The 23,802-nt window shown below is 69.1% G+C and carries 21 protein-coding genes; 6 read left to right on the top strand and 15 right to left on the bottom strand.

What is annotated here, in order from left to right; all coding sequences use genetic code 11:
• Positions 1-20: 20 nt before the first annotated feature.
• The 3 genes from OG266_RS40915 to OG266_RS40905 form a co-directional block, all read right to left on the bottom strand.
• Complete coding sequence (locus OG266_RS40915) at positions 21-1,388, bottom strand: FAD-dependent oxidoreductase (RefSeq protein ID WP_371551981.1); 1,368 nt, start codon at positions 1,386-1,388, stop codon at positions 21-23.
• A 158-nt stretch (positions 1,389-1,546) separates the two neighbouring features.
• Positions 1,547-2,266 carry an SRPBCC domain-containing protein gene (locus OG266_RS40910; RefSeq protein ID WP_371551980.1) on the bottom strand — a complete coding sequence of 240 codons (720 nt, stop codon included), beginning with the start codon at positions 2,264-2,266 and terminating at the stop codon, positions 1,547-1,549.
• Positions 2,267-2,383: 117 nt separating this feature from the next.
• The gene (locus tag OG266_RS40905) at positions 2,384-3,343 is read right to left on the bottom strand and encodes a LysR family transcriptional regulator (RefSeq protein WP_371551979.1); all 960 of its coding nucleotides are present in this window, start codon (positions 3,341-3,343) and stop codon (positions 2,384-2,386) included.
• Positions 3,344-3,569: 226 nt separating this feature from the next.
• On the opposite strand from OG266_RS40905, the gene OG266_RS40900 reads away from it, so the two are divergent.
• Genes OG266_RS40900 through OG266_RS40875 form a run of 6 tightly spaced genes read left to right on the top strand, consistent with a single transcriptional unit; the run spans position 3,570 to position 10,314 of the window.
• Positions 3,570-4,460, top strand: a complete 891-nt coding sequence (locus OG266_RS40900) for a xanthine dehydrogenase family protein subunit M (RefSeq protein WP_371551978.1) — start codon at positions 3,570-3,572, stop codon at positions 4,458-4,460.
• 5 nt (positions 4,461-4,465) lie between these two features.
• Entirely contained in the window at positions 4,466-4,948 is a 483-nt protein-coding gene (locus OG266_RS40895) for a (2Fe-2S)-binding protein (RefSeq protein WP_329549127.1), read from the top strand.
• On the top strand, positions 4,945-7,299 hold the full coding sequence (locus OG266_RS40890; RefSeq protein ID WP_371551977.1) for an aerobic carbon-monoxide dehydrogenase large subunit: 2,355 nt from the start codon (positions 4,945-4,947) through the stop codon (positions 7,297-7,299). Before OG266_RS40895 ends, OG266_RS40890 begins: the two co-directional genes overlap by 4 nt.
• Entirely contained in the window at positions 7,296-8,219 is a 924-nt protein-coding gene (locus OG266_RS40885) for an XdhC family protein (protein ID WP_371551976.1), read from the top strand. Before OG266_RS40890 ends, OG266_RS40885 begins: the two co-directional genes overlap by 4 nt.
• Entirely contained in the window at positions 8,216-9,115 is a 900-nt protein-coding gene (locus OG266_RS40880) for a MoxR family ATPase (RefSeq protein ID WP_266469418.1), read from the top strand. Before OG266_RS40885 ends, OG266_RS40880 begins: the two co-directional genes overlap by 4 nt.
• Entirely contained in the window at positions 9,112-10,314 is a 1,203-nt protein-coding gene (locus OG266_RS40875) for a VWA domain-containing protein (protein WP_371551975.1), read from the top strand. The genes OG266_RS40880 and OG266_RS40875 overlap by 4 nt, the downstream gene beginning before the upstream one ends.
• 52 nt (positions 10,315-10,366) lie before the next feature.
• Here the strand turns inward: OG266_RS40875 and OG266_RS40870 are convergent, their stop codons facing one another.
• From OG266_RS40870 to OG266_RS40815, 12 genes are all read right to left on the bottom strand, one after another.
• Positions 10,367-11,092 (bottom strand): GntR family transcriptional regulator, encoded by a 726-nt coding sequence (locus OG266_RS40870; protein ID WP_371551974.1) that lies wholly within the window; start codon positions 11,090-11,092, stop codon positions 10,367-10,369.
• Between the two features lie 45 nt (positions 11,093-11,137).
• On the bottom strand, positions 11,138-12,691 hold the full coding sequence (locus OG266_RS40865) for a sugar ABC transporter ATP-binding protein (RefSeq protein ID WP_371551973.1): 1,554 nt from the start codon (positions 12,689-12,691) through the stop codon (positions 11,138-11,140).
• A complete protein-coding gene (locus OG266_RS40860; protein ID WP_371551972.1) occupies positions 12,688-13,767 on the bottom strand; it encodes an ABC transporter permease in 1,080 nt (359 codons plus the stop codon). The genes OG266_RS40865 and OG266_RS40860 overlap by 4 nt, the downstream gene beginning before the upstream one ends.
• On the bottom strand, positions 13,764-14,837 hold the full coding sequence (locus OG266_RS40855) for an ABC transporter permease (protein ID WP_371551971.1): 1,074 nt from the start codon (positions 14,835-14,837) through the stop codon (positions 13,764-13,766). The genes OG266_RS40860 and OG266_RS40855 overlap by 4 nt, the downstream gene beginning before the upstream one ends.
• Complete coding sequence (locus tag OG266_RS40850) at positions 14,834-15,922, bottom strand: mandelate racemase/muconate lactonizing enzyme family protein (RefSeq protein WP_266469407.1); 1,089 nt, start codon at positions 15,920-15,922, stop codon at positions 14,834-14,836. Before OG266_RS40850 ends, OG266_RS40855 begins: the two co-directional genes overlap by 4 nt.
• Positions 15,923-16,000: 78 nt before the next feature.
• On the bottom strand, positions 16,001-17,032 hold the full coding sequence (locus tag OG266_RS40845) for a sugar ABC transporter substrate-binding protein (protein WP_371551970.1): 1,032 nt from the start codon (positions 17,030-17,032) through the stop codon (positions 16,001-16,003).
• 323 nt (positions 17,033-17,355) lie between these two features.
• Positions 17,356-18,804, bottom strand: a complete 1,449-nt coding sequence (locus OG266_RS40840; RefSeq protein WP_371551969.1) for an MDR family MFS transporter — start codon at positions 18,802-18,804, stop codon at positions 17,356-17,358.
• A 135-nt stretch (positions 18,805-18,939) separates the two neighbouring features.
• Positions 18,940-19,779: an ABC transporter permease gene (locus OG266_RS40835; protein WP_266469403.1), complete on the bottom strand. Its 840-nt coding sequence runs from the start codon at positions 19,777-19,779 to the stop codon at positions 18,940-18,942.
• 40 nt (positions 19,780-19,819) lie between these two features.
• On the bottom strand, positions 19,820-20,626 hold the full coding sequence (locus OG266_RS40830) for an ABC transporter ATP-binding protein (protein ID WP_371551968.1): 807 nt from the start codon (positions 20,624-20,626) through the stop codon (positions 19,820-19,822).
• Positions 20,627-20,686: 60 nt separating this feature from the next.
• Complete coding sequence (locus tag OG266_RS40825) at positions 20,687-21,697, bottom strand: ABC transporter substrate-binding protein (RefSeq protein WP_266469399.1); 1,011 nt, start codon at positions 21,695-21,697, stop codon at positions 20,687-20,689.
• 302 nt (positions 21,698-21,999) lie between these two features.
• Complete coding sequence (locus OG266_RS40820; protein WP_371551967.1) at positions 22,000-22,431, bottom strand: heme-binding protein; 432 nt, start codon at positions 22,429-22,431, stop codon at positions 22,000-22,002.
• A 144-nt stretch (positions 22,432-22,575) separates the two neighbouring features.
• A complete protein-coding gene (locus OG266_RS40815; RefSeq protein ID WP_371551966.1) occupies positions 22,576-23,427 on the bottom strand; it encodes a hypothetical protein in 852 nt (283 codons plus the stop codon).
• Between the last annotated feature and the right edge of the window lie 375 nt (positions 23,428-23,802).

Raw genomic sequence — 23,802 nt, 5'->3', positions numbered from 1 at the left:
ACACTCGGGGTGCCGAGGTCCTACGCGCCGCTCGCGTCGAGCATCTCCTCGCGCTCGACGAGCTTCACGCGCTCGCGGCCCTGCGGTTCACCGAGCGCCTTCTCCGCGGCGTCGAGGCGGTACCAGCCCTCCCACGTGGTGTAGCGGACGTTGCGCTCGGCCAGGAACGCGTCCACGGCCTCCGGGGCGGGTGCGTCGGGGGTGTGCAGGCGGCCGTTCTCGTGGTCGTCGAGGAGGCTGGCGACCGTCTCGTTGGCGTCGCCCTTGGTGTGGCCGATCAGACCGACCGGGCCGCGCCTGATCCAGCCGGTGACGTACGTCGACTGCAGGTGCTCGCCGGTCTCCTGGATCACCCGGCCGCCCTTGTCCGGAACCGTGCCGGAGTCGACGTCCCAGGGCAGCTTGGGCAGCTTGTCGGAGAGGTAGCCGACGGCGCGGTAGACGGCGCCGAGGTCCCAGTCCTTGAACTCGCCGGTGCCCTTGACGTTGCCGGTGCCGTCGAGGGCGGTGCGCTCGGTGCGCAGGCCGACGACCTTGCCGTCCTCGCCGAGAATCTCGGTGGGCGACTCGAAGAAGTGGAGGAACAGCTTGTGCTGCCGGTTGCCGACGTCGCGGATGGCCCAGTTCTCGAGGGTCTTGGCGACCATGTCGGTCTGCTTCTCGCTGCGCCGGGCCGCGATCGAGCCCTCGTCGTAGTCGATGTCCTCGGGGTCGACGATGACCTCGATGTTCGGGGAGTGGTCCAGCTCGCGGAGCTCCATCGGGCTGAACTTCGCCTGCGCCGGGCCGCGGCGGCCGAAGACGTGGACCTCCAGGGCCTTGTTGGCCTTGAGGCCGTCGTAGACGTTCGGCGGGATCTCGGTCGGCAGCAGCTCGTCCGCGGTCTTGGCGAGGATGCGTGCCACGTCGAGCGCGACGTTGCCGACACCGAGGACGGCGACCTTCTCCGCTTCGAGCGGCCAGGTCCGCGGTACGTCCGGGTGCCCGTCGTACCAGGAGACGAAGTCCGCCGCGCCGTACGAGCCGTCGAGGTCGATGCCGGGTATGTCGAGCGCCCGGTCGGCCGTCGCGCCCGTGGAGAAGACCACCGCGTCGTAGAAGGCGCGCAGGTCGTCGAGGTTGATGTCGCCCGGGTAGTCGACGTTGCCGAAGAGACGGACCTGGGGCTTGTCGAGCACCTGGTTCAGGGCCTTGACGATGCCCTTGATACGCGGGTGGTCGGGGGCCACGCCGTAGCGGATCAGGCCGAAGGGGGCCGGCATCCGCTCGAAGAGGTCGATGGAGACACCGGGCTCGGCCGCCGCCACTGCGGACTTCAGCAGCGCGTCGGCAGCGTAGATCCCGGCGGGGCCGGCTCCGACAATGGCTACCCGCAGAGGGCGAGGCATGTTCAGGTTCCCTTCGAGCGACAACAGACGAACTCGCGGGAAGCCTAAACTAAGGCAAGCCTAAGTCAGTAGCCGGGTTCGATCTATGACCTCATAAGCTTGGCTTATGGGCTGTCGGGGCTCTCAAAAACCTGATGTGTGTGGGCTTCAGCCGGGCTTCAGCCTGCGGTGAGCCAGACAACGAGCACGATGACGATCACGGCGATGACGATCACGACCGGGAGCGCGCGCTTCAGGACGGCGCCCCGGGCGACGCTCATCAGGTCGAGGGGTTCCGGCGCGGCGGTGGCGGAGGGGCGGGGGACGGAGGGGGCTTCCGTGGGGCGGACGCCCTCCGACGCGGGGGCGGCTGGAGCGGTCTCCGCCGAGGCTCCTGATCCGGACTCGGGCTCGGACTCCGGCTTGGCCTCGACCTCGGGCAACGGCTCCCGCTTCTCGGCCGCGAGCTGCCCCTCCAGGTTGTCGACGAACTGTGTCAGCAGTTTCCCGCTGACCTCCTCGATCATCCCTTTCCCGAACTGCGCGATCTTGCCCGTGATGGTGAGCCGGGTGTCCACCGTCACCCGTGTTCCGTCGCCGTCCGGGGTCAGCCGGGCGGTGACGCGGGCGTCGGCGTTGCCCTGGCCGCGGGTGTCGCGGCCGCGCGCGTGAAGGACCGCCGTCCGCCCTGCGTCGTCCTTCTCCTCGAAGGAGACAACGCCCTTGTACTGGACGGTCATGGGACCGACCTTGACCTTCACGAGGCCGTTGTAGGCATCGCCGTCCACGCCGGTGAGCTGGGCGCCGGGCATGCAGGGAGCGATCCGCTCCACGTCCGTCAGCAGCGCCCAGGCCTGGTCGGCGGGGAGGTTCACTCGGAACTCGTTGGTGAAGTCCATGACGGACACACGATGGGCACGCCCCGCCAGGGCGTCAATGCGTTCTTCAGGGTTTGCTTAAGACACGCCGAGAGACCGTCGGGCCCTGTGAGAGACCATCGGACCCGTGAGAGACCGTCAGCTCCAGATCGTGACATGGACCGGCGGACGGAACTCGTTCATGGGAACCCCCTTGGACCGGGTCAGCACCGCCTGCGTCGCGGCCGGCGTCGTGACGAACCGGCACAGCGCGGCGGCGGTCGTCGATCTCCGTTCACCGGCGAGCGCGCTCGCGTACAGCATGCCGCCGAGCCGGGCGCCGGAGACATCGAGCAACGCCAGCGACCCGCGCCGCAGTTCGTCGCGCACCACGTGCAGGAAGGCGAGGGACAGCCCCGCCCCGCCGGCCACCGCGTTCAGCGAGGCCGTGACGCTGGGGAAGGCCTTGGCCTTCTTCGCCTCGACGCCGATGTGGGAGAGGAAGGTGCCGGACAGGGTGTCCGGGTCCAGTCCGGCCGGCCCGAGTAACCATGGTTCGTGGGCGAGTTGGCCGGGTGTCAGCCGCTGGCGGTGTCGCAGCGGGTGATCCGGTGCCGCCACGACCACGAGCTGGAAGCGCAGGAACGGTATCGACTCGATGGACGGTTCCGGGTGCGGGGCCGGACCGATCGTGACATCGGCCCGGCGGTCGCGGAGCAGGTCGCCGAAGACCGCGACCGGCACGGCGAGGGTGTCGGCGTCCAGGTCGGGCTGGCGCCGCCCGAACGCCGCGAGCAGCGCGGGGAGCACCTGCTCGGCGCCGGCCTCGGTGGACGCCACCCGCAGGTGGGCGGTACTGGAGCTCGCCTGCCGCACCCGGTGGCGGGTCTCCTCGGCGAGGCCGACGATCTCGGCGGCACCGGCCGCGAGGCGTCTGCCGCCCGGCGTGAGACTGATCCCGCCGGAGGCCCGGATGAAGAGCAGATCGCCGAGTTCGCGACGGAGGGCCGCGACCGCACCGGAGACCGCCGCCTCCGTGACACCGAGCGACGCCGCGGCCGCCTTGACCGAGCCGAGGCGGGCCACCGTGACGAACGCGCGGAGCTGAGTCAGCGTCATGACCGCCATTACAACCGTTGTCCGACCGGTTGGACCCCCCGCTGCGCAGGTCTCTTAAGCATTCGCTTCAGTCGCCGTTGACCGCCGCGTCCGGTGGCGCGAAAGTTCCCCCCGGACCACCGAACACCGGTTCGGGTCCTCAATCGACGGATGGTTCCTCGCGCGTGGGCCCCGGACATCCATCCCGGGGCCTGCCGGGCGGGCTCGGTCCGGGAGGGAGCGTGCCGTGCAGGTACCCGCTTCGTTCGACTATCAGCGCGCGGAAAGCGTGGACGAGGCCCTGGAGTTGCTGCGGCGCTACGGCGAGGAGGCACGGGTGCTGGCCGGCGGGCACAGCCTGCTGCCCATGATGAAGCTGCGGCTGGCCGGCCCCGAGGTCCTGATCGACATCAACGACCTGCACGAACTCGACCACATCGACCTGGCCGGGGGCGAACTGCGCATCGGTGCGCTGACCCGGCACCGCACGCTGCTGGAATCGGAGCTGGTCGGCCGGCACTTCCCCATCGTCCACGACGCGGAGAAGGTGATCGCCGACCCGCCGGTCCGCAATCGCGGCACCATCGGCGGCTCCCTGTGTCAGGCGGACCCCTCGGAGGACCTGTCCGCGGTGTGCGGCGCGCTGCACGCCCGCGCCGTGATCCGCGGGTCGGCCGGTGAACGGATCGTCGCCATGGCCGACTTCCACCAGGGACCGTACGAGACGGCGGTGGGCGTCGGGGAGATGCTCGTCGAGGTGCGGATCCCGGTTCTGCCGGGGGCGGGCAGCGCGTACGAGAAGGTCGAGCGCAAGGCCGGTGACTGGGCCGTCGCTGCCGCGGGCGCCGCCTTGACCCTGCGCGAGGGACGGATCGAGGACGCGGGCGTGGGCCTGGCCGCTGTCGGCGCCGGGGCCCTGAACCTCCACACCGTCCAGACCCTCCTGAACGGCAGCGAACCGTCCGAGGCGCTGTACCAGGAGGCGGGCCGGATCGCGTCCGAGAGCTGTTCGCCGGTCACCGACGGCCGGGGCAGCGCGGAGTACAAGCGGCATCTGGCCGGCGAACTCACCAGGCGGGCACTGCGGCGGGCGGTCGCCCGGGCCCGTGCCGCCGGATCCACGGCAGGGGAGGCGTGACGTACATGCGGATCACCGTCAGCGTCAACGGCGAGGACCACACCCGGGAGGTGGAGCCCCGGCATCTGCTCGTGCGCTTCCTCCGCGACGATCTGGAACTGACCGGCACCCACTGGGGCTGCGACACCAGCAACTGCGGTACGTGCGTGGTGCTGATGGACGGGGAGCCCGTCAAGAGCTGTACGGTCCTGGCGGTCATGGCGGCCGGACACGAGATCCGTACGGTCGAGGACTTGGCGGACGGCGCCGAACTCGACCCTGTACAGCAGGGTTTCATCGAACAGCACGGCCTCCAGTGCGGGTTCTGCACCCCGGGCATGATGCTCACCGGCCGCGCGCTCCTCGACCGCAACCCGGATCCGTCCGAGCAGGAGATCCGCGAGGCCATCTCCGGCCAGCTGTGCCGGTGCACCGGCTATCTGAACATCGTCAAGTCCATCCAGTGGGCAGCACGCAACGAGGCCGAGGCCGCGGGGAGTCAGCCATGACCACGACCGAGGAAAGGCCCATCGGCTTCGGCCGGATGAAGCGCAAGGAGGACCCGCGCTTCGTCCGCGGCAAGGGCCACTACGTGGACGACATCCACCTGCCCGGAATGCTGCACGGAGCCGTGCTGCGCAGCCCGTTCGCGCACGCCCGCATCGTCTCCATCGACACCTCGGCCGCCGAGGCCCACCCGAAGGTCAAGGCCGTGATCACCGGCGAGACCCTGGCCGGCCTCGGCCTCGCCTGGATGCCGACCCTGTCGATGGACACCCAGGCCGTGCTCGCCACCGACAAGGTGCGCTTCCAGGGCCAGGAGGTCGCGTTCGTCGTCGCCGAGGACCACTACGCGGCACGCGACGCGATCGAGCTGATCGACGTCGAGTACGAGCCGCTGGATCCGGTCGTCAACGCCCGCCGCGCCCTCGACGCGGACGCGCCCGTCATCCGGGACGACCTGGAAGGCCGTACGAACAACCACATCTTCGACTGGGAGGCGGGCGACAAGGCCGCCACGGATGAGGTGTTCGAGCGGGCCGATGTCGTCGTCGAGCAGACCATGCTCTACCCGCGTGTCCACCCCGCCCCGCTGGAGACCTGCGGGGCGGTCGCCTCCATGGATCCGGTCGACGGCAAGCTCACTCTCTACTCCACCACCCAGGCCCCGCACGCCCACCGCACCCTCTACGCGATGGTGGCCGGCATCCCCGAACACAAGATCCGCGTCATCTCACCTGATATCGGCGGCGGTTTCGGCAACAAGGTCGGCATCTACCCGGGATACGTCTGCGCGATCGTCGGATCGATCGTGACCGGACGGCCCGTGAAGTGGATGGAGGACCGCTCCGAGAACCTGATGAGCACCTCCTTCGCCCGCGACTACCACATGACCGGCGAGATCGCCGCGACCCGGGACGGCAAGATCCTGGGTGTACGGGTCAAGGTCCTCGCCGACCACGGCGCGTTCAACTCCACGGCGCAGCCCACCAAGTACCCGGCCGGCTTCTTCCACATCTTCACCGGCTCGTACGACATCGAGGCCGCGCACTGCCATGTCACCGGCGTCTACACCAACAAGGCCCCCGGCGGCGTCGCCTATGCCTGTTCCTTCCGGGTCACCGAGGCGGTGTACCTGATCGAGCGCATGGTGGACTGCCTTGCCGCCGAACTCGGCGCCGATCCGGCTGAGTTGAGGATGCGGAACCTGCTGCGTCCGGAGCAGTTCCCGTACGAGAACAAGACCGGCTGGACGTACGACTCCGGCGACTACCCCGCCTGTCTGCGCAAGGCCCTGGACCTCGCGGGGTACGAGGAGCTGCGCAAGGAGCAGAGCGAGAAGCGCGCCCGCGGTGAACTCATGGGCATCGGCCTTTCGTTCTTCACCGAGACGGTCGGCGCCGGGCCGCGCAAGCACATGGACATCCTGGGCCTCGGCATGGCCGACGGCTGCGAACTGCGGGTCCACCCGACCGGCAAGGCGGTGGTCCGGCTGAGCGTGCAGACGCAGGGGCAGGGCCACGAGACGACGTTCGCGCAGATCATCGCCGAGGAGTTGGGCATCCCGCCCGAGGACATCGACGTCGTGCACGGCGACACCGACCAGACCCCGTTCGGGCTCGGCACCTACGGAAGCCGCTCAACTCCCGTGTCAGGAGCGGCCGCTGCCGTGGTGGCTCGCAAGGTGCGCGACAAGGCGCGGATCATCGCGGGCGCCATGCTGGAGGTCAGTCCGGACGACCTCGAATGGACCAAGGGCCGCTGGTCGGTCGCGGGCGACCCGGCGGTGACGAAGACGATCCAGGAGATCGCACTCGCCGCGCACGGCTCGCTGGAACTGCCGGACGGGATGGAGGGTCATCTGGAGGCGACGACCGTCTACAATCCGCCCAATCTGACATACCCCTTCGGCGCGTACGTCTGTGTGGTCGACGTCGATTCCGGCACGGGCGCGGTGAAGGTGCGGCGCTTCATCGCCGTGGACGACTGCGGCACCCGTATCAACCCCATGATCATCGAGGGGCAGGTGCACGGCGGTCTGGCCGACGGGGTCGGCATGGCGCTGATGGAGCTCATCAGCTTCGACGAGGACGGCAACTGCCTCTCCGGTTCCTTCATGGACTATCTGCTGCCGACCGCCCTTGAGGTCCCCGCCTGGGAACTCGACCACACCGTCACCCCCTCCCCGCACCATCCGATCGGCGCCAAGGGCATCGGCGAGTCGGCGACCGTCGGTTCGCCGCCGGCCGTCGTCAACGCGGTCCTCGACGCCATCGGCGTACGCCACGCCGACATGCCGCTGACGCCGGGCCGGGTGTGGCAGGCGATGCGGCACGGCGAGGTGGAGGCGCCCCAATGAGCCCCGTGGCAGCACTGCTCGAGGCACGCATGGCCGAACTGACGGGACGTCATGTGCCGTTCGTCAAAGCCACCGTGGTGCGTGCCCGCCGTCCGGCGAGCGCTCGGCCGGGCGACATCGCGCTGGTCCTCGCGGACGGCCGTATCGAGGGTTTCGTCGGAGGCGTCTGCGCAGAGGCGACGGTTCGGGTCCAGGCGCTGCGGACCCTGCGGAGCGGCGAGTCGCTGCTGCTCCGCATCTCGCCGGAGGCGACAACGGACGGCACCGGGGAGCCGGTTGTCGAGGAGGGGGCGTTGCTCGTCGCCAACCCATGCCTGTCCGGAGGGGAGTTGGAGATCTTCCTGGAGCCGCTGCGGCCGGCGCCGCGCGTGGTCGTGGTGGGTGACTCGCCCATCGCCCGTTCCGTGGCTGCCTTCGGGCCGGCGCTCGGCTACGACATCACGTCGGCCGGCGTCGACGGGATCACCCCGGACTCGCTGGCCGGGACCCAGGCGGTGGTGATCGCCTCGCACGGCCGGGACGAGGAACCGGTGCTGGTGTCGGCGGTGCGGGCGGAGGTGCCGTACATCGGTCTTGTCGCCAGCCCCAGGCGTGGGGCCGCGGTGCTGGCCGGGCTTGATCTCGACCCTGGGCAGCGCGCGCGGATCCGCACCCCGGCGGGACTGTGGATCGGCGCCCGCACACCGGGCGAGGTCGCCGTGTCGATCCTGGCGGAGGTCATTCAGGCGGTGGGCGGTCGGTCTCCGGAGGCGGAGGAGGCTCTGACGGCCGTCGACCCCGTGTGCGGCATGACGGTCGCCGTCGCGGACAACACCCCGTACTCCGAAGCCGGCGGCGACCGCCGCTGGTTCTGCTGCACCGGTTGCCGCGCCGCGTACGAGAAGGACCCCTCCCGTTACCCGGAGGCCGACGCCTCGTGAGCGAATTCGTCGAGCGCTGCCTGCCGGGCGTGGGGAGTCTGCGCGCCGCGCTGGACTCACTGGGCTATCTCGCCGACGACGGTCTGGTCACCGCCCTCTTCCTCGCCCTGCGGCTCCCCCAGCCACTGCTTCTGGAGGGCGAGGCGGGCGTCGGAAAGACGGAGGCGGCCAAGGCGGTGGCCGGAATACTGGGCAGCCCGCTGATCCGGCTTCAGTGCTACGACGGTCTGGACGCCGCCGAGGCGCTGTACGAGTGGAACTATCCGCGCCAGCTGCTCGGTATCCGCCTCGCCGAGGCCCGGCACGAACAGCTCTCCGAGGCGGACCTGTTCAGCGAGGACTACCTCCTCCGACGCCCCGTGCTCGCCGCGCTCACCCACCCCGGGCCCGCACCCGCCGTCCTCCTCATCGACGAGATCGACCGCGCCGACGACGACTTCGAGGCGTTCCTCCTGGAGGTGCTCGCCGAAGCGGCCGTGACCATCCCCGAGATCGGCACCATCCGGGCGACCGTGCCGCCCGTCGTGGTGCTCACCTCCAACCGCACCCGTGATCTGCACGACGCGCTCAAGCGCCGGTGCCTGTACCACTGGATCGACTATCCGGACACCGAGCGGCTGGTCGAGATCGTGCGCCGCCGGGTGCCCGGGACCTCGCGGGAGTTGGCGGCCGCGGTCGCGGCCGCCGTACGAAGGCTGCGGACTCTGGAGCTGCAGAAGGCTCCGGGCATCGCCGAGACCATCGACTGGATCTCCGCGCTGAACCTCCTTGGCGTGCCCCGCCTCGACGCCGATGTCGCCCGGAGCACCCTCGGTTCCCTGCTCAAGTACCGGGAGGACCAGGAGCTGGCACGGGAACGCGGCCTGGACTGGCTGGTCGCGGACCGGCACCCGTGAACCCCGGTGCCGTTCCGCTCTTCGACCGGGCCGAGTTCGGCGGCCGGCTGGGCGAGGAACTGCGGCGCGCCGGGGTGGCGGTGACGCCGGAGCGGTCGGTGCGGTTCCTGGAGGCGTTGCGGCTGCTGCCGCCGGTGGACCGTACGGCGTTGTACTGGGCGGCACGGGTGGCATTCGTGACGGGTCGCGAGCAGATCGCGCCGTTCGACCGGGTCTTCGATGCGCTCTTCGCAGGGGTTCCGCGTTCGGTCGCCGTCCGCCGGGAGCCCCGGCCGTTGTCCGGAGCCGAGTACGGTCCCGAGCCCGGGCGGGTCTCGGTGCCGTCGGGAATCGGCCGGGATCCGGCCAACTCGCCGGTGCTGCACGGCAGTTTCGGCGGAGTGTCGGACCGCGACCGTACGAAGGACCGGCGAACCGAGGAGCTGCGTACGGCGGGCAGCGCGGCCGAGGTCCTCGCGCACAAGGACTTCGCCGCCCTCGAACCGGGTGAACTGGCCGAACTGAACCGGCTGCTCGCCCTGTTGGTGGTGAACGCGCCGCTGCGCCGCAGCCGCCGCCGGGAGGCGGACCGCCGGGGTCGCCGTATCGACCTGCGCCGTACCCTGCGCGCCGGGCAGGGCACCGGCGGTGAGGCGGTGCCGCTGGCCCGCAGCCGCAACCGTATGCGGCGGCGACGGCTGGTGCTGCTGTGTGACATCTCCCGCTCCATGGAGCCGTACACCCGCGCCTATCTGCGTCTCTTCCCGCGAGCGGCGGCCGGTGTGGCCGCCGAGGCGTTCGTCTTCGCCACCCGGCTCACCCGGCTCACTCCGCTGCTGCGGCACACCGGCCCGGCCGGCGTGGACGCCGCACTGCGACGAGCGGGCGCCACCGTGTCCGACTGGTCGGGCGGCACGCGGATCGGCCATGCGCTGGCCGAGTTCAACAACCGGTTCGGCCGCCGGGGCATGGCGCGCGGCGCCGTGGTGGTGATCTTCTCCGACGGCTGGGAGGGCGAGGATCCCGCAGCCGTCGGACGTGAGATGGCCCGTCTCGCGCGGCTCGCGCATCGGATCGTCTGGGTCAACCCCCGCAAGGCTGCGCCCGGTTACGCCCCGCGCGCCGGTGGCATGGCCGCTGCACTCCCCTACTGCGACACGTTCGTGAGCGGCCACAGCCTCGCGGCTCTCACCGAGTTGGCCGCGGCGATCGCGGACTGACGCGTACTGATGGGGTGCCTGTTCGCGGAAGGGCCTCCGCCGGCTCGCCGGCTCAGTTGCCTTCGCGGAAGCAGATCAGCTGGCGCTCCAGGCTGCTCTGCAGGTGTTCCCGCATGGACTGTGCGGCGCGGTCGGCGTTGCGCCTGAGTACGGCTCGCAGGATCCGGTCGTGTTCGGCGACCGTCGCCGGGCCCGCACCCGCGATGGCGCTGAGGCGGAAGATGTGGAGATGCGCGTGGAGCCGCTCGACGGCGTCCGCGAGCAGACCGCGCCCCGAGGCCGCTGCGAGCGCGTCGTGGAACTGCTGGTCGAGGGAGGCGAACCGGCCGTACACGGCATAGCTCCCGCCCTCTTCGGGTTCGCCCCGCATCTCCTCCATGAGCGCTTCTATCCGGTCCAGTTGGGCTTCATCGGCCCTCTCGGCCGCCAGCGCCGCGGCGTGCGGTTCCAGCAGCAGCCGCATCTCGAAGAGCTCCTCGATGCCCTCGACGGTGAGGAGGTCGGTGGTGCGATAGCCGGCGAGGGACCGCTTGGTGACCAGGCCGTCCGCCTCCAGCCGGGCGAGGGCCTCGCGTACCGGCGTGGGTGACACCTCGAGGTAGCGGGCGAGCGCCTCGATGCCCACCCGGGCCCCCGGCTTGATCTTGTGGTCCATCACCATCGCCTTGATGGCCTCGTACACACTGTCCGCCAGGACCTGGCGCTGAGGCAGGACCCGGGGCGGCGGGACCGCTTCGGTGGCCGCACCCTCCGGCACGTGAGGCTCTTCCGACAGCATGTCCCGCCTCCCCTTGAGCATTCCGGTCCAAGTAACGCCTGTGAATCATATAGGGATTTGCGAGTCGCGGTCCGAGTCCCTCGTCGCGTTCCCCTGTCCGTGGATGAGGCGGATGACCTGGCCGCTCATACGCTCGTAGTCGTGTTCGTTCCCGGTCTCTCCCCGGATCCGGTAGTCCGCCATGACGACGATGCGGTCGGCCAGCGTCACCATCTCTCCGAGGTCGCTGCTGATCAGCAGGATGGGCAGGCCGTCACGGGCGAGCTCCCAGATCAGTTCGTGGAAGGCGTGCTTGGTGCGGACGTCGACACCGACGGTCGGTTCGTCGACGACGAGCAGCCGGGTGTCCGCCGCGAGCCATTTGGCAAGGCTCACCTTCTGCTGGTTGCCGCCGGACAGTTCACCGGCGTTCTGTTCCAGTGAGGCGATGCGGATGCCGAGCCGCTCGACAAGGTCTTCGGCGACGCTTCTTTCCCGCTTGTCGGAGACGTACCCCAGGGCCTGCGCCAGCTTCTTCCACACGGTGACGGTGATGTTCCGCAGAATCGGCTGTTCCAGGAAGACGCCTTCCTCCTTGCGGTTCTCGGTGAGATAGCCGATTCCGTACTCGTGGAGTGCCTGACGTGGGGAGGAGATCTTCGCCGGCTCGCCGTACACACGAACTTCGCCGGCCGTGACGCGTTCGAGGCCGAGGACGGCCCGGACCAGTTCGCTGCGGCCGGCGCCGACGAGACCGTACAGCCCGACGATCTCTCCGGGCCTGACATCAAGATTGATGCCGGCGTGGCCCGCCGCGGTGGCGACACCCGTGAGGGAGAGCGCCGGCTCCGCGGTCCGGTCCACCGTCCGCGGGGAGAGTGCGGAGGCCTCGTGGGTGCGGCCCACCATCAGGCTCACGATCTCGTCGTGCGTGTGCTCGGCGAGCGGGGCCGACCGCAGTACGGAGTGCCCGTCGCGCAGCACGGTGACGGTGTCGCAGACCGCGAACACTTCCTCCAGTTTGTGGCTGACGAAGACGACGCAGGTGCCGCGGGCCGTCAGTCGCCGGATCACCTCGAAGAGCCGCTCGGCCTCCTGCGGCGAGAGGGACGCGGTCGGTTCGTCCAGCAGGAGTACCCGGCTGTCGGTGTGCAGCGCCTTGGCGATCTCCACCAACTGCTGCTGAGCGACGGAGAGTTCACTGACGACCGTGTGCGGGTCCAGGTCGAGCCCGACCTCCCGGAGACAGTGTTCCACCGGGCCGGTCATGGCCCCGCGGTCGATGAGGCCGCGGCGTGAGGGGGGCTTCAGGAGCGTGATGTTCTCCGCCACGGAGAAGGCGGGAATCAGATTGCGCTCCTGGTGCACCACGCCGATGCCGGCGCGGGTGGCGTCCAGTGGGGTCCGCAGATGCACCTCGCTGCCGCCCAGCAGCAGACGGCCGCCGTCCGGGGCGTGGACCCCGGTCAGGACCTTGATCAGGGTCGATTTGCCCGCGCCGTTCTCACCGAGAAGGGCGTGCACGGTTCCCGCCGTCAGGCGCAGGGCCACCTGGTCCAGGGCGCGCACCCCGGGGAAGACCTTGACGATGTCCTCGCACTCCAGCAGTACGTCGCTCACTGGGCACCCCCGGTGCTCGGCAGGGTGGCGGCGGGCGCCGCCCGGTTGTCGGGGGGCGGTTGCCCATCCTTGTGCGGGCGTGCGGTGCTGAGGTGCGACTGGTGGAGGCGGCCTCCGACGACCGTGGCGAGGACGACGACGCCGATCAGGAAGTTGACCCAGCTCGGATCGAGCGAGAACTCGGCACGTGCGCTGTCGATGAGCCGCATGACGAAGGCGGCCAGCACGGTCCCGAGAATCGCCACCGACCCGCCGGTCAGGGCCACACCGCCGATGATGGGGGCCGCGAAGCTGGGCAGGAGCCAGTCGCCGCCGACGCTGCGGTTGACGCCGGGCAGCGAGGCGGTCGCGATCAGTGCGGCCACTCCGATCAGCAGGCCGGACAGCGTGTGCGCCAGGACGATCTGGCGGTCGGTGGAAATGCCCGAGAGCCGTGCGGCCAGCGGATTGCCGCCCGCCGCGAGCAGTCGCCGTCCCGCGATCCCCCGGTGCATGAACACGGCGAGGAGGGCGGCCACGACCAGTGCCGTGACGAGGACGAGCGGGATGTTCGCGGGCGCGGCCGTGCCCAGATCACGCAGGGTGGCGGAGTAGCCGTCGACGGTACGGGTCCCGGCCAGCCGGTACTGCGCGCCCAGCAGGATGGTCATGGTGCCGAGGGTGACGATGAACCCGTTGATCTGGGTCACCACGATGAACGCACCGGTGAGAGCGCCGATCGCCGTGGCCATCAGCACGCCGATCAGGACGGCCAGGCCGGCCGGCATACCCGCGTCGGCCATGAGGACGCCCATGGCACAGGCGGTGAATCCGCCCAGGGCGCCGACCGCGAGGTTGAGCTGTCCGACGCACAGGCAGACCATCTGCGCGAGACCGATGAGGATGGGGGTCGCCAGGTACTGCAGGAAGGTCCGGACCGAGTTGCCTTCGAAGAAGGAACCGGACGACGCCACACCCAGGCCGATGTACCCGGCCACGACGACGCAGAGCAGGGTCAGGGAGGTGGAGCGGGAGAAGCGTCGCAGCGAGGAGAGGGCTTCGGCCTTCCAGGCAGGGGGAGTTGCGGAGGTCGTCATGTCGAGCGCACCACCTTTCGGTAGCTGACGATGTGGCGCACCCGGTCGGCGGACAGGGCAAGCAGCAGCACACAGCCGAGGTAGATGTTGAGGCTCTCCAACCCCACGCCGAGCAGGTCGAGGCCCTTGCGGATGACGCCGACCAGCGAGGTGCCCAGCAGAGCGCCGATGACCGAGACGACGCCGCCGGTGAGCAGGGTGCCGCCGAGGACTGCGCCGAGGAACGACGGCAGCATGAAGTCGTCCCCGATGGAGGCGCGGAAGGTTCCCGTGCTGACGGCGGCCATGAACCCGGCGAGCGCGGCCAGCAGGCCCGACAGCATGTGAGCCGTGATGACCCGGCGGGCGGTGGGGATGCCCGACAGTTCCGCGGCGGCCGGATTGGCGCCCGTCAGCAGGAGTTCCCTGCCGGTACGGGTGTAGCGGTAGAGAAAGCCGAGTCCGACGAGGGCCAGCACGGTGAACTGGGCCAGCTGCGGAATCGCCGGTGAACCGCAGACGGGACCGACGCAGATGTCGGCGAGCGAGTACTGACGAAGCTCCGTCATCCCGGACGGTGTGCTGGTGAAGGCGGCGTTGTCGGTGAGCGCGGAGTACAGCAGGGACACCAGCCCGAGGAGGGCGAAGTCCATGGCGAGCGTCACGACGAAGGAGCTCACGCCGGTACGGGCGATGATCCATCCGGTCAGGGCACCGATCAGGGCTCCCGCCACCAGGCAGACCAACAGGCCCACGGACAGCGGCAGTCCGAGCCGGTCGTAGCCGAACCCGGCGAACAGGGCGCCGAACGCGGCCATGCGGCCCACGGCCAGGTTCATGTGCCCCACGGACAGGACGACCATCTGGGCCAGTGCCACCACGGTCAGCGTCGAGATGTCGCGCAGCAGCGGGAAGAGGACGAGCCTGGCGTCGAAGAAGGCCGGGCGCAGCAAGCCGAAGACGATGACGAGCGCGACGACGAGTCCGAGCAGGCCCAGTTGCTGGGGGGCCAGGATGCGGCGCCGGGGAGTCCGGCGCTGTGACACCGGTGGCCGGTCGGTGTCCGCGGGGGGTGACGAGGTCGTGGTCATGCCACCCTCCGGTCGTCGATCGCGTCGTGGTCCCAGTCGATGCCGATGCCCGGTTCGTCGGACGCCACCGCTCGGCCGTCGCGCACGGTCAGTTCGGTGCGGGTGATCGCCCTCAGCTGCGGGATGTACTCGACGTACATGCCGTTGGGCACCGCCGCCGCGAGGCTCACATGCAGTTCCATCAGGAAGTGCGGGCAGACCATGACGTTGTACGCCTCTGCCAGGTGGGCGACCTTCAGCCAGGGGGTGATGCCGCCGACGCGGGCCGCGTCGACCTGCACCACGGAGGCGGCTCCGGCCTCCAGGTACTGGCGGAACTGCCCCAGCGAGTAAAGGGTCTCCCCCACCGCGATCGGTACGTTGGTGGCACGGGCGAGGCGCGCATGGCCGCTCACGTCGTCGGCCGGCATCGGTTCCTCGAACCAGAACGGTCCATGGGGTTCGAGCGCCGAGGCCAGTCGCACGGCGGAGGACAGCGTCTGGGACTGGTTGGCGTCCGTCATGATGTGCAGCGCGGGCCCGACGGCCTCGCGGACCGCGCGCAGCCGTTCGACGTCCTCCGCCGGGTGCGGCTTGCCCACCTTGATCTTGACGCCGGCCCACCCGGCGTCGCGGGCCGCCACGGCCGACTTGACCAGGTCCTCGGTGCTCAGATGCAGCCAGCCGCCTTCGGTGTCGTACAGCGGTATCTCCTGGCGGTGGCCGCCCGCAAGCCGCCACAAGGGCTCGCCGGCCCGCTTGCATCGCAGGTCCCACAGGGCGGTGTCGACCGCGGCGAGGGCCAGCGAGGTGATGGCTCCGACGGCGGTCGCCCGTGTCCGGGCGAACAGGCGCTGCCACAGGGCCTCGACGTTACGGGCGTCCTGGCCGGGCAGGGCGGGGAGCAGATGGTCGTTCAGCAGCGCCAGGACCGAGGAGCCGCCGGTGCCGATGGTGTAGCTGTAGCCCATGCCGGCCAGGCCGTCGTCGGTGGCGAGGTCGACGAATATCGTCTCCTGCTTGATGAACGCCTGGACCGCGTCGGTGCGGTTCTGCTCCACGGGGATGTCGGCCAGCCTGGCCGTGGCGGTCGTGATGATGCTCATGGGGGTGTCCGGGTCTCCCTGGTCAATGGCCGTGGTCGGTGGCCGTGTTGGCACAGCGGCTGAGTGGCGACGTTCGGGTCAGCCGCAGTTGAGGAGCTCGTCGGCGAACTGCTTCTTGAGGTCGGCGGTCTTGCTCTGCCGCTCCTTGTCGTAGCCGGCGACATTCGCCTTGGTGACCACGAAGGATCCGGAGTCGACGACCACGCCCGGATCACGCATCACGCACTGCTTGCTCTGCAGCAGCGCGAGCGCCCAAGTGCCCACGTCCGCCTGCCCCACCGGGTTCTGTACGACCGTGGCGCTGACGGAGCCGTCCTTGATCGCACCGATGATCTTGGCGTCGTCGTCGATGGCCACGACCTTCGCCTTCGATCCCGAACTCTGGACCGCTCCGGCCGCGGCGACCGCGGGGTTGTACGCGGTGGTGACAATGCCCTGGATCTCGTTGCCCTTGGCGGCCAGCAGGTCGGACACCGCCTTCTGCGCGGTCTGCAGGTCCTTGTCGATGTCGGTGACCGTCTGCAGGAGTGTGACCTTGCCCTTGGTCTCCTGCACCGCCTTCTCCACGCCCTTGATGCGGAGTTGGGTGTTGGCGTCGACGTTGTTGCCGGTCAGGTGGACCAGTGCGCCTTTGCCGCCCATGGCCTCGATCGTGGCCTGGGTGGCCTTGTAGGCCGCGACCTCGACGTCCGTGGACAGACAGAAGTCCGCCTCGTTCACGTCACCGGCCGGGCACGAGGCGAGTGAAGCCACCGCGAAACCCTGGGACTTGAGGTCGGCGAAGGTGCTGTTGATGTCGGTCGGCGAGACACCGAAGACGCCGAACGCGTTGTACCCGCGTGCCGCGAGCGTGGACAGGAGGTTGTTCTGCTTCTGCTGGTCCCACTCGGCGGTCTCGTTGAACGTCAGGTCCCCGAGCCCGTACTCCTTCTCCGCGGTGGCTCCCGTCGTCTTCCACACCTGGAAGTACGGGTGGGCGCCACCGGGGACGAGCGCGACCTTGACGGCGGATCCGTCGGCCAGCTCGGCCGACCCGTTCCCTGTGCCCGCCTCGGTGGCCGTGCTCCCGGCGGCCGGTTCCCCGGAGTTCTTCAGGGTGCATCCCGTCAAGGCACCTGCGAGCAGCGCCGCGGCGACAGCACTGGACAAGAGGGGCCCGATACGGAGGTATGGCGTCACAACTCCACCCGAATTCCATAGGATATTGGCGCTGAGATGCTCCTTCAGGCACTGATCCGCGTCAAGACATCCGACAAAAGTAGGCGACTTGAGGGCTTTCGAGGGCCTGTCGTGGCACGTCCAGAGACTTTTGACGGCGCAGCCCGGCACGGTTGCCGCGCGAGCGGACCGAGGCTCAACGGTCACAATCCCATAGGAAATTGGGCTGCTGCCTGACCAGCGCGGCAGAGGTCACGTGTGGTCCCGGCTGTCCTTCACCCCGACCTGGCTCGGCGTGGGCGCCGCGGACGCGCCTCCGGTACGGTGCTCGCCGCATCGGCGTCGCGGACCACCCAAGCCGCCCGAAGGGCAAGCAGGTTGACCGCCGCGGCGACGAGGAAACCTACCCGGTAGGCGGCGCCGTCGCCGGCCGGCTGCCCGTCGGCGGGCGAGTCCACGCCCACGAGAACGAGGGCGGTGGTGGCCACGGCGATACCCACCGCACCGCCGAGCCTCCGGCCGGCGTTGAACAGCGTCGCCGCCCGTCCGGACGCGGCGGCCGAGACCGTCGCGAACGACGCCGCCTGGGTCGCCACGAACACCTGGCCCACCCCGAAACCCACGAGGTAGAGGGTGACCCACACCTGCCACAGGGGGCCGTGGACGCTCAACACCGCCAGCAAGGCCATGGACAGGCTCGACCCGAGCACGCCGACGACAAGGTGCCGGCGCGGTCCGAGCCGCCGGTACAGCAACCGGCTGGCGACCTGGGAACCGGTCATGACGCCCAAGGCTTGCGGCAGGATGCTCAGGCCGGAGGCCAGCGGGCTGAGTCCCCGCCCGTCCTGCAGATAGAGCGACACCGTGTAGATCACACCGAGGAACGCGACCGATTCCAGCGCCATGACGACGCTCCCCGAGCGGAACAACCGGTCCTGGAACAGACGGATGTCGATCAGCGGCGCGCGGGAACGCAACTCGACGACCACCAGAACTCCCAGCAGCGCCGCACCGACCACGAGGCCGACCAGAACAGGCCGGGCGGTCCACCCCAGATCGGGTCCCTGCGACAGCCCGTACATCGCCAGGCCCAGACCCGCCGCCGCGAGCAGGAACCCCAGGAGGTCGAACCGTCCCGGCTCCTCCTGGACGGAGTTGCGGAGGAACAGCGCACCGAACACGAGCGCGGCGCAGCCGACCGGGACATTGACGAAGAACACCCAGCGCCACGACAACTCCGTCACCAGCAGACCACCGAGCGACGGACCGATCGTCGGGGCGACGGCGTTCGCCATGCTGAGTACGGCGAAGACGCGCACGCGCTCCCCCGGCGGAAAACTGCGCAGCATCATGGCCATGCCGACCGGAACGAGCATGCCGCCCCCCGCTCCCTGGAGCAGCCTGAAGGCGATGAGTTCGCCGAGGCTCGTCGCGAGCCCGGACAGCGCCGACCCCAGCGTGAACACCGCCAGGGCCGTCAGCAGGATCCGCTTCCCGCCGAATCGGTCACCGAGCCAGCCGGACGCCGGAATGAACACCGCGAGGCTGACGAGGTAGGAGATGGAGACGGCGTCGACGGAGGTGGACGGGACCGAGAACGCGCGGCCGACGCTCGGCAGAGCGACATTGACGATCGTCGTGTCCATCACGTTGAGGAAGACAGCGGCGACGTAGACCACGCTGACGGCCGTCGTCTGCTTGACGACGATGCCGCCGCCGCTCACTCCGCGCCCCCGCAACTCGGCGCCCAGGAAGGCATACGACCCTCTCCCAGTGTCTCTGTGTTCTTCCCTACGGGCCCTGTCGGAGCCCGGCAGGCCGCTCCACGGCCCCCGGGCTCCCTCGGCTGCGTCACCCGGTCAGTCGCGCTGCCACTTCAGCGCCCGGCGCTCGAAGACACCGATCAGCGAACTCCCGAACACCACCATCGCCACGATGATCACCAGCGCGGCGAACAGTCCGGACGGGTCGAACTGCTGGGTCGAGGTCATGGAGTAGTAGCCGAGGCCCTTGTCCGCCGAGATGAACTCGCCGGCGATGACGCCGATCATCGCGAACGACACACCGGCCTTCAGCCCGGCGAACAGCGGAACGCTGACGGAGGGCAGAACCACCTTGCGCACCACGAACATGCGCGACGCGCCCATGGCGCGAGCCACCTCGACCAGCGGTTTCGGCACATTGCGCATGCCCGCGTAGACGTTGAAGAAGACGAGGAAGAAAACGATCATGCTGGCGATCGCGATCTTCGACCCCATGCCGAGACCGAACCAGAGCAACATCATCGGTGCGAGGGCAACCTTGGGGATCCCGTTGATCGCGTTGAGGATCGGCTCCATGATCTCGCCGGCGGTCTTGGCCGCGCCGAGTGCCCAGCCGACCACGGCACCCGCGGACGCGCCGAGCGCCCACCCCAGCACCAACTCCTGGGCGGTGGCCATGATGTGGCCGTGCATCGCACTGTCCCCGAGGACGTTGTACAGCTTGACCACGACGTCGACCGGGTTGCTGATGAGGAAGTAGTCGATCACGCGGCCGCTGAGGAGCTGCCAGACCCCCAGGAACAGCAGCACGATGCCGAACTGCCCGAGCATGATCTTCGTGCCGTGACGTCCGCGAGGACGCCCCTTGGAATTCTTCGGCCGGACCACCCGGCCCCCTCGCATGGTGAGTGGTTCGTGATCGCCGACGACAGCCATCGTGCTCTCCTTCTGCTCAGGGCTTGAGATCGGTTTCTGCTCAGCCCTTGAGATCGGTCTCGATGTCGGATTCGAGCAGGCTCCACAGCTCCTGCCGCAGTTCCTGAAAGCCCGTCTGATCCGTGATGTTGTAGACGTCCCTGGGCCGTGCGAGGGGAATGTCCACCGTCCGCCGGATCCGGCCGGGGCGGCCGGTCATGACGGCGACGCGGTCCGAGAGGGCGATCGCCTCGGTCAGGTCATGGGTGATGAAGATGACCGAGGTCTGCCGGCGCTGCCACAGGTCCAGAACGGTCTTCTGCATCGTCTGCTTCGTGATCGCGTCGAGCGCGCCGAAGGGTTCGTCCATGAGCAGCACTTCGGGCTCGTAGACCATGGTGCGGGCGATGGAGCAGCGTTTCTGCATACCGCCGGACAACTGCCGCGGATAGTGGTTCTCGAAGCCTTCCAGGCCGACGATCTTGATCCATTCCCTGGCGCGCTCGACCCGCTCCGGTTTGGGAATCCTGCGGATCTCCAGCGGCATCATGATGTTCTCGATCACGGTGAACCAGGGGAAGAGATTGGAGTCCTGGGTGATGTATCCGATCTCCAGCTTCTGCAACTCCCGGTCGCCCTTGAGGCACCGTATGGTCCCGTCGGTCGGCTGGAGCAGACCGGACGCGATGTTCAGCAGGGTGCTCTTTCCGCATCCGCTGGGTCCGACGACCGTGAAGAACTCTTTCTCGCGGACCGTGACGGACACGTCCTGGAGGACGTCCATCATCTCTCCACCCGGAGTCACGAACCGGTGCGTGAGATCTCCGAGGATCACCGCCGGCCGCTCAGTACCGAGATCCTGCATCATTTCCTCCGACTCGTCCCTGTCCCGGCGTCAGCACAAACTGTGCGGACGTTCCGCACCGGTTCACTTCTGGTAGTCCGCCGTGTAGGCACCGTCGAGCACTTCCGCGGACGGCTGCTCGAACATGCCGAGTTCGGCGAGGACTTCGACGCTCTTGGCGAACTGCTCCTCGCTCATGGCCGCGTCCTTGGCCCACTTGTAGGTCTCCATGCTGTCCGCGAGGACTTTCTCGTCGAAGGAGTTCATGTCCTTGTGCAGGGTCTTCGCGGCCTCTTCGGGCTTCTCGTCCAGGTAGTTGTTGGCCTTGCCGATGGCGTTGCAGATCTTCTCGCTGATGTCGGGATGCTCGGCCGCGTAGGTCGTCGAGGAACCGATTCCCGACCAGGAGACCCCGTTCAGTTCGGAGAACAGATCGGAGCTCCCGGTGTCGTAGATGATGCGGCCGGGCGCCACCGAGAGAACCTGGTCGGGGATCGGCTGCGGCTGGAAGACCAGGCCCACTTGGCCCTTCTGGAACGCGGCTGTCGACGCGGCGGTGCTGGCCTGCGAGAGCACGCCGATCGACTCCGCGGGGAGGCCCTCCTTCTTCAGCAGGCTCTCCAGCAATTTCGCACCGGGATTGACAGTGCGGCCGCCGATCGCCGTGATGTTCTCGCCCTCCAGGGCCGCCAGCATCTCCTTGAGCGACATGGAGTCGTTCATGTTGTTCCGCTCCCATGCCACGTCGCTCACCGCGAGGATGTAGGAGGGGTCCACCTGGGTCACACAGATCTGCTGCAGTTTGGTGTCCTGCGCCGCCGCCTGGATCACCGTGGAAGTGTTGACGGCGCCGTACTGCACCTTGCCGGTGGCGATCTGCAGGCTGGCGTTCGCGATGATCTGCACCTTGACGTCGAGGCCCTCGTCCTCGAAATAGCCGAGTTCGTCGGCAAGGAAGATCGGGGCATTCGCAGGCGCCGCTATCGAGACCGACACGGTGATCTGTTCACCCGCACCGGGATTGGTGTTGCCCGCGCAACCCGCGGCCGCCGTCAGCGCGATCGCCGCCGTGATCCCGCCCATGCGCCGTCTCACGGTGCCGGACAGTACTTTCGATGAAGCGACGCTGCTTCGGTTGTTCATTTCAGGTCCCTATCTCGCGACTCTTCAGGTCCCGGTCTCGCGGCTCGCGGACTCCCGCACGGCTTGGTCCGGAATTCGAAGAATTCGGGGCCCCGACCAGCGGCACCTCTCCTGAAAGTGCCGGTCATGAAAGCCAGTGGTGCCCTGTGGGCCGAGCAAGAGGCGGCTGGAACTTCACTTCACTGCCGAAAGGCATGGTTCGTACGGCGAGTTCGATGCCGTCGGGATACAGGGCGCCCGGCCAGGGGCAGCGGTCAGCCCGCGTCGGCGACCAGGCCGGCCTTCTCCACGCCGAAGACGGCGACGGCCTCGTCGTTGTCGGGCCGGTCGCCACTGACACCGACCGCGCCGAGCAGTTCGCCGTGCTCGTCCCGGATCAGCACACCGCCTTTGGACGAGGCGATCCGCCCCTCGGAGATCGAGGCCAGCGCCGCGAAGAAGGCCGGGTCGCGGGTGGCGTGGCGGGCTCCGACGGCGCCGCCCTGGCCGGTACCCAGGGAGCCCCATGCCTTGGCGTGGGCGATCTGCGGGCGCAGGATGCCCGCACCGTCCGCGCGCTTGACGACCTTCGGGTGACCGCCCGGGTCGAGCACGGTGACCGTCAGGGGACGCAGGCCCAGCTCACGTGCGTGGCTCAGTGCCGCGTCCACGATTTCCGAAGCCTGGGTCACGCTCAGTCCACTCATGTCTGTCGCTCCTTTGTCTTGTCGGTGAGGGAGTGGTCGGATCGAGAGGGTGGGGCCGGAGGTCTTCTTGGTATGTGGGTAGGGGTGGAGCCCGGGAGAGCACGCGCAGCCCATGTCGCCGGGGCGCCGCCCGCCAGGGAGAACTCAGCCGTCGGCGGCGTCCTTCGGGTTCTCGAACCGGATGCCGCCGTCGGTGAGGGAGGTGACGAACTTGTCGTCGTCGGGCTCGACGGGCTGCTGGATCGGGGGCAGGCCGACGGTGAAGAGGATCAGTTCCTCGGTGGCCGCGAAGCGGACCTTGTCCCCGGGGCCGGCGTCCACCGCACCGAGCTTGGCGACCGGGGTGTCCTCGATGGTGCCCGCGCCCGACAGGACGACTGTCAGGCGGCGGGCGTCCTCACTCTGCGACACCCATTCGGCTCCGGCGTCGATCTTGAGGAACTCGATCCAGAACTCCCGCTCGGTGTAGGTGCCGACGGGCTTGCGCTTGACGCCCGGCCAGCCTGCCAGCGGCAGCCAGTTGAGGTGGTCCGGGTTGCTGATGACCACGCCGTTGTAGCGCGGCTTGGGGAACCGCTGCTCGCGCACCGCGCGCTGTTCGGCCTGGGCCTCCTTGTTGTCCGGGCCGCGTCCCCGGCCCGCGCCCATACCGAGCGCGGAGGCGCCGGCGAACTGGAGCACCAGCTGCAGTTGCTTGGGGTCGGTCAGCGGGTCGTCCTGCGGGCCGTAGGTCTGGCCCTCGGGGAAGTAGCCGACCTCGCCCTCGCGCAGGATGCCCTGCTCGCCCAGGTTCATGTCGCCGACCAGCGGCAGACGGATCTGCTCGAAGGTGTGGCAGTGCCGGGGCATCAGGAAATCGGCCTCCTGACGGCCCAGGATGTAGCGGTAGTTGTCCATGGGCCTGCTCCGGTCGCCCATGAGCAGGTAGTTGAACGAGACCGTCCCCCTGGGATGGTCCATCTTGAACGCGTTCTCGTCGAACGGAGCGATCTTCATCGCGGGTCCTCCGTTGTCCGGTGCCCAACCGAGCACGACCGCCCGGTCGACGGGCTGGTGCGGAGCGGGGCGTGAAGGATGTGTGCGATCGGCCGAAGCGAGGCTCTTCCGCGGTCCCGTTGCGGAATGTTCCCTTTTCACGTCCGGTCGCCCTTGAGACCAAGAAACCTTCTTAGTAGGTATGGTGTCAAGGTAGGTGACGCGTATTTCATGACGGGCTCTTTACCCGGGGGCGGCGGACACTGTCAGGCACGCCTGAAGGGGCTCGCGGCATAGGGGCGCCCCCGAACCGGCCACCGCCCTCGCGGCGATGGGCGACCGAGCAATGACCGGCTTCAGGTAACGGGCGACGGTGCGAGCAGGGGGCTCACCGCG

Source organism: Streptomyces sp. NBC_00554 (assembly GCF_041431135.1).
GTDB lineage: Bacteria > Actinomycetota > Actinomycetes > Streptomycetales > Streptomycetaceae > Streptomyces.
This window is presented reverse-complemented; position numbering and strand designations above follow the sequence as displayed.

Coding starts and splice junctions, on each gene's coding strand:
- OG266_RS40850 (WP_266469407.1), bottom strand. CDS start 15,922: ATGAGCATCATCACGACCGCCACGGCCAGGCTGGCCGACATCCCCGTG.
- OG266_RS40835 (WP_266469403.1), bottom strand. CDS start 19,779: ATGGCTGTCGTCGGCGATCACGAACCACTCACCATGCGAGGGGGCCGG.
- OG266_RS40830 (WP_371551968.1), bottom strand. CDS start 20,626: ATGATGCAGGATCTCGGTACTGAGCGGCCGGCGGTGATCCTCGGAGAT.
- OG266_RS40895 (WP_329549127.1), top strand. CDS start 4,466: ATGCGGATCACCGTCAGCGTCAACGGCGAGGACCACACCCGGGAGGTG.
- OG266_RS40915 (WP_371551981.1), bottom strand. CDS start 1,388: ATGCCTCGCCCTCTGCGGGTAGCCATTGTCGGAGCCGGCCCCGCCGGG.
- OG266_RS40905 (WP_371551979.1), bottom strand. CDS start 3,343: ATGACGCTGACTCAGCTCCGCGCGTTCGTCACGGTGGCCCGCCTCGGC.
- OG266_RS40820 (WP_371551967.1), bottom strand. CDS start 22,431: ATGAGTGGACTGAGCGTGACCCAGGCTTCGGAAATCGTGGACGCGGCA.
- OG266_RS40890 (WP_371551977.1), top strand. CDS start 4,945: ATGACCACGACCGAGGAAAGGCCCATCGGCTTCGGCCGGATGAAGCGC.
- OG266_RS40815 (WP_371551966.1), bottom strand. CDS start 23,427: ATGAAGATCGCTCCGTTCGACGAGAACGCGTTCAAGATGGACCATCCC.
- OG266_RS40870 (WP_371551974.1), bottom strand. CDS start 11,092: ATGCTGTCGGAAGAGCCTCACGTGCCGGAGGGTGCGGCCACCGAAGCG.
- OG266_RS40910 (WP_371551980.1), bottom strand. CDS start 2,266: ATGGACTTCACCAACGAGTTCCGAGTGAACCTCCCCGCCGACCAGGCC.
- OG266_RS40855 (WP_371551971.1), bottom strand. CDS start 14,837: ATGACCACGACCTCGTCACCCCCCGCGGACACCGACCGGCCACCGGTG.
- OG266_RS40885 (WP_371551976.1), top strand. CDS start 7,296: ATGAGCCCCGTGGCAGCACTGCTCGAGGCACGCATGGCCGAACTGACG.
- OG266_RS40860 (WP_371551972.1), bottom strand. CDS start 13,767: ATGACGACCTCCGCAACTCCCCCTGCCTGGAAGGCCGAAGCCCTCTCC.